The organism is uncultured Shewanella sp. (genome assembly GCF_947501665.1).
Taxonomy (GTDB): domain Bacteria; phylum Pseudomonadota; class Gammaproteobacteria; order Enterobacterales; family Shewanellaceae; genus Shewanella.
This window is the reverse complement of sequence record NZ_CANMWS010000051.1, coordinates 1-15,159: the sequence shown is the minus strand read 5'-3', so window position 1 is coordinate 15,159 and position 15,159 is coordinate 1. Positions and strand designations below refer to the sequence as shown.

At 41.3% G+C, this 15,159-nt stretch carries 16 protein-coding genes and 1 tRNA gene; 15 read left to right on the top strand and 2 right to left on the bottom strand.

The window, feature by feature from the left end; all coding sequences use genetic code 11:
• Nucleotides 1-136: 136 nt before the first annotated feature.
• The 4 genes from Q0976_RS23570 to Q0976_RS23555 all read left to right on the top strand — a co-directional run bounded on the left by Q0976_RS23570 (nucleotide 137) and on the right by Q0976_RS23555 (nucleotide 2,751).
• Nucleotides 137-212 (top strand) — tRNA-Glu (locus Q0976_RS23570).
• Between the two features lie 237 nt (nucleotides 213-449).
• Nucleotides 450-1,751 (top strand): DEAD/DEAH box helicase, encoded by a 1,302-nt coding sequence (locus Q0976_RS23565; protein WP_299497253.1) that lies wholly within the window; start codon nucleotides 450-452, stop codon nucleotides 1,749-1,751.
• Between the two features lie 21 nt (nucleotides 1,752-1,772).
• Complete coding sequence (locus Q0976_RS23560; protein ID WP_299497251.1) at nucleotides 1,773-2,243, top strand: dual specificity protein phosphatase family protein; 471 nt, start codon at nucleotides 1,773-1,775, stop codon at nucleotides 2,241-2,243.
• Nucleotides 2,244-2,421: 178 nt separating this feature from the next.
• Nucleotides 2,422-2,751, top strand: a complete 330-nt coding sequence (locus tag Q0976_RS23555) for a hypothetical protein (RefSeq protein WP_299497249.1) — start codon at nucleotides 2,422-2,424, stop codon at nucleotides 2,749-2,751.
• Between the two features lie 8 nt (nucleotides 2,752-2,759).
• Here the strand turns inward: Q0976_RS23555 and Q0976_RS23550 are convergent, their stop codons facing one another.
• Entirely contained in the window at nucleotides 2,760-3,434 is a 675-nt protein-coding gene (locus Q0976_RS23550; protein ID WP_299497247.1) for an RluA family pseudouridine synthase, read from the bottom strand.
• A 350-nt stretch (nucleotides 3,435-3,784) separates the two neighbouring features.
• Nucleotides 3,785-4,390 carry an ACP phosphodiesterase gene (locus Q0976_RS23545; protein WP_299497245.1) on the bottom strand — a complete coding sequence of 202 codons (606 nt, stop codon included), beginning with the start codon at nucleotides 4,388-4,390 and terminating at the stop codon, nucleotides 3,785-3,787.
• A gap of 288 nt (nucleotides 4,391-4,678) precedes the next feature.
• Here Q0976_RS23545 and queA point away from each other — a divergent pair, with 288 nt between their 5' ends.
• The 11 genes from queA (at nucleotide 4,679) to Q0976_RS23490 (ending at nucleotide 15,057) form a co-directional block, all read left to right on the top strand.
• The gene (gene queA / locus Q0976_RS23540; RefSeq protein ID WP_299497243.1) at nucleotides 4,679-5,734 is read left to right on the top strand and encodes a tRNA preQ1(34) S-adenosylmethionine ribosyltransferase-isomerase QueA; all 1,056 of its coding nucleotides are present in this window, start codon (nucleotides 4,679-4,681) and stop codon (nucleotides 5,732-5,734) included.
• Between the two features lie 130 nt (nucleotides 5,735-5,864).
• Nucleotides 5,865-6,989, top strand: coding sequence for a tRNA guanosine(34) transglycosylase Tgt (gene tgt / locus Q0976_RS23535; protein ID WP_299497240.1), 1,125 nt, complete (start codon nucleotides 5,865-5,867; stop codon nucleotides 6,987-6,989).
• 50 nt (nucleotides 6,990-7,039) lie between these two features.
• The gene (gene yajC / locus Q0976_RS23530; protein ID WP_299497238.1) at nucleotides 7,040-7,372 is read left to right on the top strand and encodes a preprotein translocase subunit YajC; all 333 of its coding nucleotides are present in this window, start codon (nucleotides 7,040-7,042) and stop codon (nucleotides 7,370-7,372) included.
• 17 nt (nucleotides 7,373-7,389) lie between these two features.
• Nucleotides 7,390-9,240, top strand: a complete 1,851-nt coding sequence (secD, locus tag Q0976_RS23525; protein WP_299497236.1) for a protein translocase subunit SecD — start codon at nucleotides 7,390-7,392, stop codon at nucleotides 9,238-9,240.
• Nucleotides 9,241-9,253: 13 nt separating this feature from the next.
• Nucleotides 9,254-10,201: a protein translocase subunit SecF gene (gene secF, locus Q0976_RS23520; RefSeq protein ID WP_299497234.1), complete on the top strand. Its 948-nt coding sequence runs from the start codon at nucleotides 9,254-9,256 to the stop codon at nucleotides 10,199-10,201.
• A 333-nt stretch (nucleotides 10,202-10,534) separates the two neighbouring features.
• Nucleotides 10,535-10,855, top strand: coding sequence for a DUF2007 domain-containing protein (locus Q0976_RS23515; RefSeq protein WP_299497232.1), 321 nt, complete (start codon nucleotides 10,535-10,537; stop codon nucleotides 10,853-10,855).
• 98 nt (nucleotides 10,856-10,953) lie between these two features.
• The gene (locus Q0976_RS23510; protein ID WP_299497231.1) at nucleotides 10,954-11,865 is read left to right on the top strand and encodes a bifunctional precorrin-2 dehydrogenase/sirohydrochlorin ferrochelatase; all 912 of its coding nucleotides are present in this window, start codon (nucleotides 10,954-10,956) and stop codon (nucleotides 11,863-11,865) included.
• 137 nt (nucleotides 11,866-12,002) lie between these two features.
• Complete coding sequence (locus tag Q0976_RS23505; protein ID WP_299497228.1) at nucleotides 12,003-12,548, top strand: YaeQ family protein; 546 nt, start codon at nucleotides 12,003-12,005, stop codon at nucleotides 12,546-12,548.
• A gap of 568 nt (nucleotides 12,549-13,116) precedes the next feature.
• Nucleotides 13,117-13,794, top strand: coding sequence for an HNH endonuclease domain-containing protein (locus Q0976_RS23500; RefSeq protein ID WP_299497226.1), 678 nt, complete (start codon nucleotides 13,117-13,119; stop codon nucleotides 13,792-13,794).
• A 106-nt stretch (nucleotides 13,795-13,900) separates the two neighbouring features.
• On the top strand, nucleotides 13,901-14,731 hold the full coding sequence (locus Q0976_RS23495) for a nucleotide-binding protein (RefSeq protein ID WP_299497224.1): 831 nt from the start codon (nucleotides 13,901-13,903) through the stop codon (nucleotides 14,729-14,731).
• A 47-nt stretch (nucleotides 14,732-14,778) separates the two neighbouring features.
• Nucleotides 14,779-15,057 carry a hypothetical protein gene (locus tag Q0976_RS23490; RefSeq protein WP_299497221.1) on the top strand — a complete coding sequence of 93 codons (279 nt, stop codon included), beginning with the start codon at nucleotides 14,779-14,781 and terminating at the stop codon, nucleotides 15,055-15,057.
• Nucleotides 15,058-15,159 lie beyond the last annotated feature (102 nt).

Sequence of the window (15,159 nt, the reverse complement as noted above, 5' to 3'; positions counted from 1 at the left end):
CCCTTTCACGGCGGTAACAGGGGTTCGAATCCCCTTGGGGATACCATTTTATTTTTACAAGTAAGAAAGTAACAAGTTACAGGTTCAAAGCAATGCATTAGTTCACTAATCGATTGTCATAAAATATAAAGTCCGGGTCCCCATCGTCTAGAGGCCTAGGACACCGCCCTTTCACGGCGGTAACAGGGGTTCGAATCCCCTTGGGGATACCATTTATATTGTATTTTTACACCATCCTTACTTATTTTAGTCCTCCCACGTCTATTTATTCATTTCTCTTATTTTCATCATATTATTGTCGCTCATTGCATTGCTACCGATATAGCTTTTAGCTAACGTTTACATTATTGGTGTACAGATTGTATTAGCATACTGCAAATTATAAGCTTTACTGGTTAAAATAGAGTAGAATAAGCGCCTATTTTTGTTATATCAGTGACTTCTATTTTATGACTCAGTCTTGCTCTTCATCTATGCCGTCGTCGGCCAGTTTTACGCAATTAGGCCTAATGCCGGAATTAGTCCAATGTCTGACTGAGCTTAATTATTCCAATCCTACTCCTATTCAACAACAGGCTATTCCTGAGATTTTAGCGAAGCAATCCATTATTGGGCAGGCAAAGACTGGATCAGGCAAAACAGCAGCCTTTGCTTTGCCCATTCTGCAGCTTAATATGGCACAAAGAAAACAGACTCAAGGAAATGGTGTGTCGAGTCTTATTTTGGTACCGACTCGTGAATTAGCCCAGCAAGTGGCAGATAGCATTAAACACTATGGACAAAGATTATCACCTAGATTAAAAGTGAAAGCAGTTTATGGTGGACAGTCTGTGAACACACAAATGTTGGCTTTGAGAGGGGGAGCCGATATTTTAGTGGCAACACCTGGCCGTTTATTAGATTTAGTGGCCAATAATGCCATTAAATTGCACCAGGTTAAGCATTTTATTCTTGATGAAGCGGATCGTATGTTGAGTTTAGGTTTTAGTGAGGAACTAGCCCAAATTCAAAAACAGTTACCTACACAGAAACAGATCTTGCTTTTTTCTGCGACTTTTCCAGATGAAGTCAAGGTATTAGCTGATCAGTTGTTACAGAAACCTGTCGTTATTAATGTTATAAATGATGATGTTGAACAGCGTTTGACACAACGTGTTATTACAGTGAACCGTGATAGAAAGACGGGCTTACTGATTGAGTTAATTAAGCAAAATAATTGGCGGCAATTATTGATCTTTGGCAGTGCTAAGCACACTTGTAATCGTGTTGCTCAGAAATTAAGTAAAGCAGGCATTAAGGCCGAAGTTTTTCATAGTGATAAGGGCCAAGGTGCGCGTAATCGTATTTTGTCAGGATTTAAGAATGGTGATATAGACGTGCTTATTGCTACCGATATTGCGGCTCGAGGGATTGATATTGAAAAGCTTCCAGTTGTGATCAATTATGAACTGCCAAGAAGCCCAATGGATTACATGCATCGTATTGGACGAAGTGCTCGCGCTGGAGAGTCTGGCTTGGCGATAACATTAATTGCTCATGATGAGTATCAGCATTTTAAATTAATCGAGAAAAAGAATAAATTACGCTTAAAAAGAGAGCAAGTTGAGGGGTTTGAAGCCGATGATCAAGCACCTTTAGATTGCCCGTCTCGACAAGTGATTGCGCAGGCTAAACCGGAAGGTACGGGTAAGAAAAAGCGCAAGCAAGCACGTAAAGAAAATGAAAGTATTTGGAAAAAACCATCAGTTTAAATGATGATGTAGGAATGTGAGATGCAGCACTTATTTTGGTTGATTGAAGGAAAAATAGCAGGCCGAAGTGGGCCCAGTAAAGATCCTTGGGACTTGAAGGCATTAAAAGAGCAGGGCATAGATGCGGTGCTTTCTGTAAATAATGGTGAGGCTTGTGAAGCTGAATGTTTTATTGAGGCAGGTTTATTACATCGGTGTATTCCTTTTTCTCCAAATGTACCGCCTCAAGCAGGGGATTTGGAGCAGTGTGTTGAACAAGTCCCTAAAGCACTCGCATTTATTCGAGAGTGTGAAGCAAACGATCAAACTGTGTTGATCCACTGCCATTCGGGAAAAGATAGAACTGGTGTCATAATGGCCTATTTACTCATGGATAATGGTGCTGCACCTTTACATGCGGTGAACCATGTGAGAGGGATCCGTAATATTGCGTTTAGCGCTGATGGATGGGATCAGTTTGTTTTTGATGTGCTTTATGCGTTACAAGAGTAATCATTAGTTTTTTTATATAGTTAAAATGACATAAAGGGGGATGTTAATCATTGTATTTTTTATCCCTGTGACTAGACTTTAAAGAAGAGTGTGATGCTTATTTATCGTCTCTGTGGTCTTGGGTTGTACAGGGATTTGACGGCTGTATCAAGGAAGAATATAGATCTGAGGTGACAGTATGCCCGTGGTTGATAAACGCAAGCGGTTATTTTGGCAAAATTTAGAAAAGGAAGGCCGAGACATCTTGGGGCGTTGGGTTGATGAACGTCCCCTACTCGGTGAAAGGTTAACATTATTTCGTGAAAATAATACCTATTTCTTAGAAACTTGGTATAAAGATGGCTGTCATAGTTTAGATGAGCTTACCGTGACTGAAATTCAGCAGGGGTTAAAATTAGAGCCAATAGGTGAAAACCTATTTCAAGAGTATTTCTTATTAACCACAGATAACCAGTTTCAATGTTGGAATGATGAAACCTGTCTTTATACGGCTAAAAAACTGGAGTAGATAACGTATTATTCCCTGTTTAGGTTGAATGAATGCCGACTATAAAAGGTCAGTTTCTTTTTCGTATAAGGGTGGTTAAAGGTTAAACTTTGTGCATGTAACTGTAATCGAGAAGCTGCATTTTCAATATTTTCATTTCCGTAAAAATCATCACCTAAAATAGGATGCCCAATTGCGAGCATATGAACTCTTAATTGGTGTGTTCGTCCCGTGATAGGCGTGAGCTCGACTAAAGTGGCGTTATGGCCGCGAGCTAAAGTACGATAAAAAGTGGTCGCAGATTTACCTTCACCTTGTATTGCAATTTTTTGTTTCGGGGGAGTATCTCTGTCAGGTGTGATGGCCTGATTAATTTCACCGGTTTGCTGTTCTAATATTCCATGGATAACGGCAATATAGGTTTTTTCAGTTTGTCTATTTTGAAATTGTGTTTTCAAATGGGATTCCGCTTTTTTATTACGGGCAAAAACCATGATCCCTGAGGTGGCGCAGTCGAGTCGGTGGACCAAAATAGTATCATTAAATAGCGTTTGTAAGCGAGTTAATGCACAATCATGGGTGTAGCTGGCTATTCCTGGGTTTGATAGTAATCCAGAGGGTTTATTGATCACAATAATATCTCTATCGACATAACGTAGATCAAGCCAAGGGATACTAGGGGGACGATAGTTAAATATTTGCAATTTTCTCTCCTTTATGACGCAGAGAAGCATAACAAAAAAGAGAGACTTTTAATACTTAGGGATTAAATGGGGGAATGAGCTTGGTTATCCATTAATCAATTCACTATGTCATTGCTGAGTAACGGCTTAGAAAGCCATTAAATATAGCTAAATCACTTTTAAACCAGCCTTTCTGGCGTGTCAGTTAAGTGACTCTTCTTGTTGCATGATCTCGAAAGGTACCTACATTTCATCATTAATACAGCTCGAATTGTCGCTCAACTGCTCGCGCAGAGACGCTCATTTTATATTGATTTAGTTATTCCTGTGGAGTGATTTTTTAGTGATATCCCTAAGCGAAACTCCCGCCTTCATTTCACTTGAGGTCGATATTGCGCTGGCGTTTTTCTGATCCAAATGCGTGTATAGGCCATGAGTTGTGGGTAAAACATGCGAAAAGCCGTCTCTATTTCCTGATCCAGCTGTTTGATAACATTGTGGCTATCATTAAACAATTCAGGCTTAGAAAAGCGTTTTGCTACACCAGTAATGGCTTGATTTAAGCCATCTCGTGATTGATAGCTCTGTAGCCAGTTTTCATTACGCATTCGAGGCAATATATCAATGAGCTTTGGTGGTAAGTCGGCACAAGAGGCTAACTCATCGTAGGCTTTGTGCGCAAAATCATTCAATGTTTGATGATGATATTCTTGCCAATATTTTGCCAGCATGTGATCAAAACATAAGTCAATTAAAATGGGAGCAACGCGGCGATGTTGTTTTGGAAAATGTGCTAGCAGTTCTTTGACTAATTCATGGCTATCTGTCAGTTGATCAATTTGTCTGTGTAACCAGAGACCTTGCTGTAAATGTTTAGGGTATTTTTCAATATTACCTTTTGCAAAATCGCCAGCAAGATTGGCTGCAAGGGAAGTATGGCTATTATCGGCTAAGTGCAGGTGTGACAGAAAATTCATAAGAGGTATAAGGTCAGTTTTAGTCGCTTGAAGGCATTGTCGTTTACGGTAACACGACAGAGGCGGTAAAAGAAAGGCAAATGACTTTTTGAGGCAATCAATTTGAGCTTATTGTTAAGGGTGAAGAAGTGGTGAGGGCTTAAGTGGATCCTGTGGTGAAGGAGCGAGATTGCACCATTTATCGCCGCTTTGTTCATACTAAAAACAAAAAATGACGCCAATTGTTGATCTTCTTAGTCTGTCACCATAGACTAGCCTCCGATTTGATGAAAGAAGTAGAGATTACTCATGCGTGTTGCCGATTTTTCCTTTGATTTACCTGATGAATTGATTGCTCGTTATCCCACCCCCGAGCGAACAGCATCAAGATTACTTAATTTAAATGGCAATGATGGCCAAGTGACAGACTTACAGTTCTCAGATCTGCTGGATAAAGTCAATGCGGGCGACTTGATGGTATTTAATAATACGCGAGTGATCCCAGCGCGTTTATTTGGTAAAAAAGCCTCGGGCGGTAAACTTGAAATTTTGGTTGAACGTATGCTGGATGATAAACGCATCTTGGCTCATGTCAGAAGTTCTAAATCCCCTAAAGTGGATGCCGTTATTATTCTAGATGGCGGTCATAAAATGCTCATGAAGGCGCGCCATGATGCGCTGTTTGAATTAGCTCTTGAATCTGAATTGACTATTTTAGAAGTGCTTGAAGCCGTGGGGCATATGCCACTTCCTCCTTATATTGATAGGCCAGATGAAGACGCGGATAAAGAGCGTTATCAAACGGTGTATAATAAAACCCCTGGGGCCGTCGCCGCGCCAACAGCAGGCTTACACTTTGATGATGCTATGCTCAGCGTGCTGAAAGCCAAAGGGGTGAACATGGCCTTTGTGACTTTGCATGTGGGCGCGGGAACATTTCAACCTGTGAGAGTGGACAATATTCTTGAGCATAAAATGCATGCCGAATGGGCGGAAGTACCTCAAGATGTCGCTGATATTATTAATCAGACAAAAGCGAATGGAAAACGAGTCATTGCTGTTGGAACGACATCAGTACGTTCTTTAGAAAGTGCAGCCAGAGCCAGTAAGAGTTCTTCTAAGCTTGAAGCATTCAAAGGTGATACGGATATTTTCATTTATCCTGGGGTTGAGTTTAATGTTATCGATGCCATGCTGACTAATTTCCATTTGCCTGAATCTACTTTGATCATGTTATTGAGTGCTTTTGCTGGTGTGGATGAAGTTAAGCAAGCTTATCAACATGCCATTGAGCAGAAATACCGTTTTTTCAGCTACGGTGATGCGATGTTTGTGACAAAAAAGCCAAATAATAAAGTCGAATAAACAGAGTAGTTTGTTTTACACTGTTAACGTTATGGATTGTGTTACCAATGAGAGAGTGCCTCTTGTTGTTTATATTTAGCTCATGAATTGAGCTTGGTTGAGCCAGACTGTCTATCTGGTAAGGGTAAAAATGAAATTTGAATTAGATACAACGCAAGGGCGAGCACGTCGTGGTCGCTTAGTCTTTGAGCGTGGCACGGTTGAAACCCCTGCTTTTATGCCTGTTGGCACTTATGGTACGGTTAAAGGCATGACGCCTGAAGAAGTCCGTGAAACGGGTGCGGATATCTTATTGGGTAATACCTTTCATTTATGGTTGCGTCCCGGTGAAGAAATCATGCGTAAGCATGGTGATTTACATGATTTCATGAACTGGCAACGACCTATTTTAACCGATTCTGGTGGTTTTCAAGTCTTCAGTTTAGGTGATATTCGAAAAATTACGGAAGAAGGTGTGCATTTTCGCTCGCCAATTAATGGGGAAAAAATCTTTTTAGATCCTGAAAAATCAATGCAAATACAAGATTCTTTAGGGTCGGATGTGGTGATGATTTTTGATGAATGTACGCCTTATCCTGCCACAGAAGATGAAGCACGTAAGTCAATGCAGATGTCACTGCGTTGGGCGAGGCGTTCTCGTGATGAGTTTGACCGTTTGGAAAATCCCAATGCTTTGTTTGGTATTATTCAAGGTGGCGTTTATGAAGATTTGCGAGATGAAAGCCTTAATGGTTTAGTGAATATCGGTTTTGATGGCTATGCGGTGGGTGGTTTGGCTGTGGGTGAGCCTAAAGAAGATATGCACCGTATTTTAGAGCACGTGTGTCCAAAAATCCCTGACGATAAGCCCCGTTATTTAATGGGTGTGGGAAAACCTGAGGATTTGGTTGAAGGAGTACGCCGTGGTGTGGATATGTTTGATTGTGTCATGCCAACGCGTAATGCTCGAAATGGTCATTTATTTACGAGTGAAGGTGTGATAAAAATTCGTAATGCTCGTCATCGTGATGATACATCACCATTGGACGAACAATGTGATTGCTATACCTGTAAGAATTATACTCGCGCCTATTTATATCATTTAGACCGTTGTAATGAAATTTTAGGTGCAAGACTAAACACTATTCATAATTTACGTTATTATCAAAGGCTAATGGAAGGATTACGTGGTGCCATTGCTGCAGGAACCTTGAATGAGTTTGTTGAGGATTTCTATACTCGTCAAGGACGAGAAGTGCCTGAAGTACCCGAATAAACCGAAACGAATCAACTAACTTTTAATCTGATAAATAAGAAGAGAACATTATGTTTATGTCAAATGCGTATGCTGCCGATGCTCCAACAACTGGCGCAGGTGGGACCATGGAATTGGTGATCATGTTGGTCATTTTTGGTCTCATTTTTTACTTTATGATTTTCCGTCCACAATCTAAGCGAGTGAAAGAGCATAAAAGCTTAATGGGCTCGTTAAGCAAAGGTGATGAAGTGCTCACTAGTGGCGGTATTTTAGGTAAAATTGCTAAGATCAGCGATGAAAATGATTACGTGTTGTTAGCGCTTAACGAAACTAACGAAATTACAATTAAAAAGGATTATATTGCAGCCGTATTGCCAAAAGGCTCAATTAAGTCACTATAAGCCAAGAGGGCGATGGTGTGTTAAATAAATACCCTATGTGGAAAAACCTAATGGTGATAATTATTATCGCCATAGGGGCATTCTATGCGATCCCTAATTTGTTCGGCGAAGATTATGCGGTGCAAGTGGTCGCAACTCGCGGAGCAGAGGTGAACGCATCGACTCAGTCAAGAGTCAACGATGTTCTAGAAAAAAGCGATATCAAGGTCATGCGCTCACAGCTTGAAGATGGGCAGTTATTAGTGCGAGTCGCTAATGCTGATCAGCAGCTACTTGCTAAAGAAGCGATTTCGGCGGCATTAGGTGACAAGTATACGGTGGCCTTGAATTTGGCACCGGCAACACCTAAATGGCTGGAAGACATGGGTGGCTCTCCCATGAAGCTTGGCTTGGATCTTCGTGGTGGTGTGCACTTCTTAATGGAAGTGGACATGGGAGAAGCTATCCGTAAAATGACGGAAGCGAAAGTGGCTGATTTTAGAACGGAGTTACGGACTGAGAAGATCCGCTATGCGGGTATTCGTAACAGCGCCAAAGGCATCGAGATTAAATTTCGTGATGCTGCCTCTCTTGCTAAAGCTGAGAGCTTTCTTAAAACGCGCAGTAATGACATGACGTTTAGTGATCAATCGACAGACAGTCAGTTTTTATTGGTGGCGAATTTAAGCGAAGTGTATCTGAAGCAAATTAAAGAAGATGCTCTGCAACAAAACATTACTACGTTACGTAATCGTGTGAATGAATTAGGGGTGGCTGAGCCCGTTGTTCAACGTCAAGGTGCTGAGCGGATTATTGTTGAGTTACCGGGTGTGCAAGATACGGCACGGGCCAAAGAAATTTTAGGTGCGACGGCATCCATTGAATTTCATATGGTGGATCAAAACGCCGATATCCAAGCGGCAATGAAAGGCCGTGTCCCACCGGGATCTGCATTATATCAACGCCGTGAAGGCGGGCCCGTTGTGCTTAAAAAGGCCGTGATGCTAACGGGGGATCATATTCAAGGTGCTCAAGCCACATTTGATCAATACAGTCGTCCTCAAGTGACCATTAATTTGGATGCAAAAGGTGGGACGATATTCTCAAATGTTACCAAAGATAATGTTGGTAAACCCATGGCCACTTTATACATAGAGTATAAAGATGAAGGGTTACGCAATCCTGATGGCAGTGTGAAAATGAAAAAGATTGAGGAAGTGATTTCGGTCGCGACTATCAATCAACGTCTGGGACGGAATTTTGTTATCACAGGGCTGGATCATACTGAAGCACAAAACCTCGCTTTACTGTTAAGAGCAGGTGCACTGATTGCGCCAGTCTCAATCGTAGAAGAGCGTACCATTGGTCCAAGTTTGGGTGCTGAGAATATCCAAAATGGTTTACAAGCTATGGTTTGGGGGCTGGCTGTCGTATTGGTCTTTATGATCATTTATTACCGCGCTTTTGGTTTGATTGCGAATTTAGCACTCATGGCGAATGTTGTGATGGTTGTGGGGGTTATGTCACTTATTCCAGGTGCCGTATTAACCTTACCAGGTATTGCTGGAATGGTCTTGACTGTGGGTATGGCTGTTGATGGTAATGTTTTGATTTACGAGCGTATTCGTGAAGAAATTCGCGCCGGTCGCAGTGTGCAACAGGCTATTCATGAAGGTTATGCCAATGCGTTTTCAACCATTGCCGATTCTAACATTACGACTTTTATTACTGCATTGATATTGTTTGCAGTGGGAACAGGGGCGGTGAAAGGCTTTGCCGTGACGTTAATGATAGGTATTGCCACATCCATGTTTACTGCCATTGTTGGAACGCGTGCGATTGTTAACGCGATTTGGGGTGGTAAGCGCGTGAAGTCATTACCCATCTAAAGGAGAAGTTGAAATGTTACAGTTTTTTTCATTTAAAGGTACAGTCAACTTCTTACGCCATGCGGTACCAGTGAGTTGCATATCGATTATTTTGGTACTGGCTTCCATTGCTTCTATGGCAACAAAAGGCATTAATTGGGGACTCGATTTTACCGGTGGTACGGTTGTTGAGCTGAATGTTACTCAACCTTTGGATCTTGAGCTGATCCGTGCTGGGTTGACCTCAGAAGAAACTGATGGTTCCGTGGTGCAAAATTTTGGTTCTAGTCGTGATATTTTGATCCGTTTACCCGTTAAAGAAGGGGTAAAAAGTGATACGCAAGTCGCGCAGTTAATGTCAGTGATTACGGCGTTAGATCCACAAGCTGTACAAAAGCGCGTTGAATTTGTCGGTCCACAAGTCGGTAAGGAATTAGCAGAGCAAGGTGGTTTAGCCGTATTAGCAGCCCTTATTTGCATTCTTATCTATGTGTCGTTTCGGTTCGAATGGCGTCTTGCTGTGGGGGCGGTGACCGCGCTTGCTCATGACGTTATCGTGACGCTAGGTGTATTTTCATTTTTCCAATTGGATTTTGATTTAACAGTACTGGCAGGGGTGTTAACCGTGGTCGGTTACTCGTTGAATGATACGATCGTTGTTTTTGACCGTATTCGTGAAAACTTCTTGAAATTACGTAAAAATACACCCATTGATATCGTGAATATTTCGATAACTCAAACCATGAGCCGTACCATTATCACCACTGGGACGACCTTGATTGTGGTTATAGCCTTATTTTTAAAAGGCGGTACGATGATCCACGGTTTCGCGACTGCGTTGTTGATGGGGATTTTCGTGGGAACTTTTTCTTCCATTTACGTCGCCAGTTTGTTAGCGATTAAACTGGGTATTAATCGTGAACATATGATGCCGGTTGAAGTGGAAAAAGAAGGTGCGGATCAAGATGCACTGATGCCTTAATAACAATTAATTTGTTATTTTTTTAAAAGCCACCGATTTAGGTGGCTTTTTCGTATTTGAATGTTATTAATGGCTTTCTTTCCGTTATAAATTGGAGGCTGTGTACTGTTTTTAAGCTTTTTATCGGGGGAGGGGGAAACAGGCGAATAATTTGTGATGAGACAGTGATAAAGGCACTTGTTATGAATGATGTTTCGGTTTCGGGAGAAAACATTGCTCGACAAATCACCTCTTTTAAGCATAGCATGGTTAAATGATAAACAGCTTGAATGTGCTTATCAACGTGCATGAATGTTGATACGGCATAAGGCGCCAATAATATTGGAATGTGACATGGAAGAAAGAAGATGCATACTGACAGACGGTAATTTGTTAGAGGCACATACCTGGAAAGGCTTGCTTGAATCATCCGGCATTTGTGTTGAGTTGAAGGGGGAAGCATTATTGGGGGGCGCTGGAGAATTGCCTGTGGGTGTGCAAAATGTTGAGCTCTGGGTCAAAATATCCCAATACGATTTAGCCTGTCAAAAGCTCGCCAGTATAAATTCCCAAGGGCCTCAATGGAACTGTGTGAATTGCCATGAGATCAATGAATCGAGTTTTGAGCTTTGTTGGAACTGCACCTCAGAAAAATGCGCGAAGAAATACCCTTAATCGTAAAGGAAGGAATATTCTTATTTTTTGCTGATGATCCTTTGCTATTTTTGTTTTTCGAGTAACAATAGCGGCCTATCTTATTTTTGGGTCACGTTATGCAATACTTTCCGCTTTTTATTGATACTTGCGATCTCAATGTCCTCATTATTGGTGCGGGAGAGGTAGCGAGTAGAAAGCTTGAACTGTTAAGTCGTACTGAGGCAAATATTCATATTATTGCACTGGATATTTGTGATGAGGTGCGCGCTTTTAAGCAGAGCCCCCGTCTTTCCATTGAGCAAAGAGCCATCAGTGAGCAGGATATTCAAGGTTGGGATTTAATTTACATTGCCACCGCGGATACAACATTGAATCATCGTCTTGCCGAAATCGCAACAGCCAATAATATTTTAGTCAATGTGGTGGATAGTCCAGAAGATTGCCGTTTCATCACGCCTTCTATTATCGATAGAAATAAATTACAAATTGCTATCAGTACTGCGGGCGCCGCACCGGTTTTTGCGCGAGAATTACGAGGGCGATTAGAATCTTGGTTACCGCAATCTTTATCCCCTTTGTTTGATTTTGTGGCTGACAAAAGAGGTGAGGTTCAACACAAACTCAGCGCTTTTAAAGACAGGCGTTTATTTTGGGAACGCTTTTTTGCATTAAATGGTGATAAGTTTGATAGTCAAACGCCTATTCGATTTGAGCAAGCCTACGACTCATTAGCGGTAGAAGGTGAAATTTTATTGATAGACGATGAGACTCGTATCGATTGGCTGCCTATTGCGGCCCTTGCTTTATTACAAAAAATAGACACCATTTACGCCGATTCGCCGTTACCTGCAGATTTAATGGAGCTGGTTCGTCGTGATGCAGCGCGCTCACCTTTACTGCCTTTTAGTCAGCTTGAACAGTATTATGATAAAGGGGAGCGGTGCTTGGTTTTTTCAAATAAAGCAGCAATCATGGCATTACAAGCACATTTTCCAATGGCGAAATATTTAAGGCCTGGGGCAATTTAGTTTTAGCTTACAGGGTAGCGAATTTAAATCAGTGCTGATTTGAATAATGGATCAGCGTTAACTTGAATGGAAGCCATTGTCTTTTATCTTCATTAACGTAAACTGGCGCTTTTTAATGATAATCTGAGACGGGCATTATGGCATTGAAAGCGACAATTTTTAAAACGGCATTGCAAATTGCCGATATGGATAGGCATTATTATCAAGATCATCAGCTGATGCTAGCCCAGCACCCCTCAGAAACCGATGAGCGCATGATGGTGCGTTTACTGGCCTTTGCCATTAATGCCAGTGAATTTTTAACCTTTACTAAAGGCTTGAGCGGCGATGACGATGAGCCTGAGTTGTGGGATAAGCAGCTTAATGGTGAGATAGACTTGTGGGTTGAATTTGGTCAAAGTGACGAAAAGTGGCTAAGAAAAGCCTGCGGCCGTGCCAAAAAAGTCATTTTGTATACTTATGGTGGCCGCAGTGTGCCCATTTGGTGGCAACAAAATGAAGCACTTTTGGCCCGGTTTGATAATCTGGCAATATACAATATTCCCGAAGACAGCGTGAAAGCAATGGCGACCATGGTGAGCCGCAATATGGCGCTACAATACAATATCAGCGAAGGGCAAATTTGGCTGTCAAATGATGACGCCAGTGTGTGTGTGGAGCTGGAATGTTTAAAAGAAGCTTGAGCCTTTCATTGAAATCAAATGAAGGATGATGTTTATTATTAAGCCCAGATTGAGCTGGGCTTAATGGAAGGTGTCCAGAGACGTTAGATGTAAGTACTTACTTATGCGGGGCCGTAATCACTTATTTTAATACATAACGTATTTGATATTGGTCAGTCTATTCGAATGACACGACTTCAGATGTGTTAATTGCCTGCCGCAGGCTGTTGTGCAGATACCTCTGTGAGACGCTGTGAAGCCATCCTTGGCCGCTTTACGGTTTCATCCCTGAAACCGAAACTCACAGCTGCATCTACACTGCTTTGAAAATCAGAAGAAAAAAGCAAAGAATAAAAGCTGTGGGTTTCTTCGATTTGATAGTTCTGTGATCTGCATCAATGATAGGTCTTGATTAATAAACAATTTATTTACAAAAGTAGTGTTGGGGTGATAGTTTTGTTGGCTGATATGTTTGAGTGAAATAAATGTGCAGCCAAGAACCTTATCCTGCTGCTATTCAATAAGCTGTTATCCGCCAAGAACCTTATCCTGCTGCTACTCAATAAGCTATTAGCCGCCAAGGAGAGATATGAATACTGAACAATTTTTCAAGGAATACGTTGATTTAGTTGTTCCTAAATTAGAGACGATAGAGCAAGCGATTTATTTATACGTCGTGCGTCATACGATATTTGAAAATAAGGAAAATATTCTAGTAAGTATCTCAAGTGCAGCTAAGTCTAATGCCTTCGGCCTTAGTGGGCGTGGCGGCACTATGGGTATTTCACAAACAAGAGATAAGGTTTACACCCTCCAAGAAAAGGGGTTTATTGAAGTTGTTGATTCAACATCTAAGGGTTTACGGCTTAAGGCAGTTCTTCCTTCTGAAAACCCAGCTGTACGTGCAGAGGTAGATATTAAGGAACAATCTGTTCCACTTGAAGAGCTTGATTTCTATGCAGTTCCTGAGCTGAGGCAAGCATTACGTGACCGAGAAGGCAATAAATGCTTTTATTCATTTAAAAAGATCACTAATGAGAATTTCACAATCGATCATGTTATTTCTCGACCCAAGGGCAAAAACACCTATAACAATCTAGTGGCAACAACAAAAGCAATGAATAACAAAAAAGCGAATATGGCCGCACAAGATTTTTTACGTTCATTGTACAGGGATGGCTTACTTTCTGAGTCTGAGTTCCAAGAGCGCACTATTTATCTAGAACAACTACAAGCTTGGGAGTTGAAGCCAAATGTCAACGGCTAACAAGCGCTTGTTATCGGACTGGTTTTCCGCTGTGCTTCAAACCAGCCGCAAATGCGGGCGTTAGGCTCACATTCCACATAGTTTAAGTTGATAGGAAATTTTAGTTTTGAGTATAGAATTTTTACAAACTGATTTTGATAAAGTTAGTTATCTAGCGAATGTACTAACTGCTAGAGCAACTGGCATGGCTTCAGACTCTAGAGAGTATGAAGCACTACGAAAAGAATTACTCAGTAATCCATCAATAGCTCCACTTTTGCCATCACTAGTAAGACAGCATAGAAATCTAGATACTTTTTGGGGCTTTATTCAGCCAAAGTTTTCCACATACGCTGAGCGTAGAACCTATTTGTCTGAGCAGTTTACTCAATTGCTTGACGCACTAGAGTTCGGTACACCGCTACAATCACAACCTGCCGCAGCGCCTATACCTACAAATACAGCTCGACCTCAGGGCAGTCCAGTTCCTCAACCAACCCCCGTAACTCGAAATAAAAGGAAGGTGTTTATAGTTCACGGAAGAGATAATGAAGCAAAGCAAGAAGTAAGCAGATTTATCGAGAGTCTAGGGCTAGAGGTGATTATTCTTCATGAACAAGCAAGTTCAGGAATGACCATCATTGAGAAGATTGAACATTATTCAAATGATGCTGACTTTGCATTAGTTCTATACACGGCCTGCGATAAAGGCCGTGGAGCACATGAAACTAAAGTGCCAGCAAGAGATAGAGCGCGACAAAACGTTGTCTTTGAACATGGATATTTAATGGCCAAGCTTGGTAGAGAGAATGTTTGCTCATTGGTAAAAGGAAATATAGAAACTCCTAATGATATAAGTGGTGTTGTTTACGTGCAGCTCGATGGTTTTGGTGCATGGAAAAATGATGTAACTAAAGAATTAAAAGCATGCGGCTATTCAGTCGGCATTGCTTTTTAATAAATATAAAAAGCCTAACAGGTTTAGGTATTAAGGAATGCTACCACATGCTTGAATTTTTAATGGCAATACTTGCTGGCATAGTTACAGTAGTTATTATTGCTGTTGTAACAAAGTGGTTATGGCCCAGCTTTCAAGACAAGTGTTTATATAAGGGGATTCGTATTGCCGGAACGTGGGCAATCTCTGAAACTAGAAAAGGCACAACAATAAAATCAGGAAAAATTACATTAAAGCAAAAAGGTCGTGTAATAACTGGCTCAAGAAAGCGAACCAAAACGCGCGATGGTAAAGAATCAGCGGAAGGCCGACTAAGACAGCCATGATTAATGGCATTTTCTAAACCATCCCACTAAGCTTTATGAACTAGTAGATGTTGGAGGTTGCTATGCCACGTCCAAGAAGAACCCTGATTAGTCTCGAAGACA

Coding starts and splice junctions, on each gene's coding strand:
- Q0976_RS23515 (WP_299497232.1), top strand. CDS start 10,535: ATGGAAGAAAGAAGATGCATACTGACAGACGGTAATTTGTTAGAGGCA.
- yajC (WP_299497238.1), top strand. CDS start 7,040: ATGTTTATGTCAAATGCGTATGCTGCCGATGCTCCAACAACTGGCGCA.
- Q0976_RS23510 (WP_299497231.1), top strand. CDS start 10,954: ATGCAATACTTTCCGCTTTTTATTGATACTTGCGATCTCAATGTCCTC.
- Q0976_RS23560 (WP_299497251.1), top strand. CDS start 1,773: ATGCAGCACTTATTTTGGTTGATTGAAGGAAAAATAGCAGGCCGAAGT.
- queA (WP_299497243.1), top strand. CDS start 4,679: ATGCGTGTTGCCGATTTTTCCTTTGATTTACCTGATGAATTGATTGCT.
- Q0976_RS23505 (WP_299497228.1), top strand. CDS start 12,003: ATGGCATTGAAAGCGACAATTTTTAAAACGGCATTGCAAATTGCCGAT.
- Q0976_RS23555 (WP_299497249.1), top strand. CDS start 2,422: ATGCCCGTGGTTGATAAACGCAAGCGGTTATTTTGGCAAAATTTAGAA.
- Q0976_RS23500 (WP_299497226.1), top strand. CDS start 13,117: ATGAATACTGAACAATTTTTCAAGGAATACGTTGATTTAGTTGTTCCT.
- Q0976_RS23490 (WP_299497221.1), top strand. CDS start 14,779: ATGCTTGAATTTTTAATGGCAATACTTGCTGGCATAGTTACAGTAGTT.
- secF (WP_299497234.1), top strand. CDS start 9,254: ATGTTACAGTTTTTTTCATTTAAAGGTACAGTCAACTTCTTACGCCAT.
- Q0976_RS23565 (WP_299497253.1), top strand. CDS start 450: ATGACTCAGTCTTGCTCTTCATCTATGCCGTCGTCGGCCAGTTTTACG.
- tgt (WP_299497240.1), top strand. CDS start 5,865: ATGAAATTTGAATTAGATACAACGCAAGGGCGAGCACGTCGTGGTCGC.
- Q0976_RS23545 (WP_299497245.1), bottom strand. CDS start 4,390: ATGAATTTTCTGTCACACCTGCACTTAGCCGATAATAGCCATACTTCC.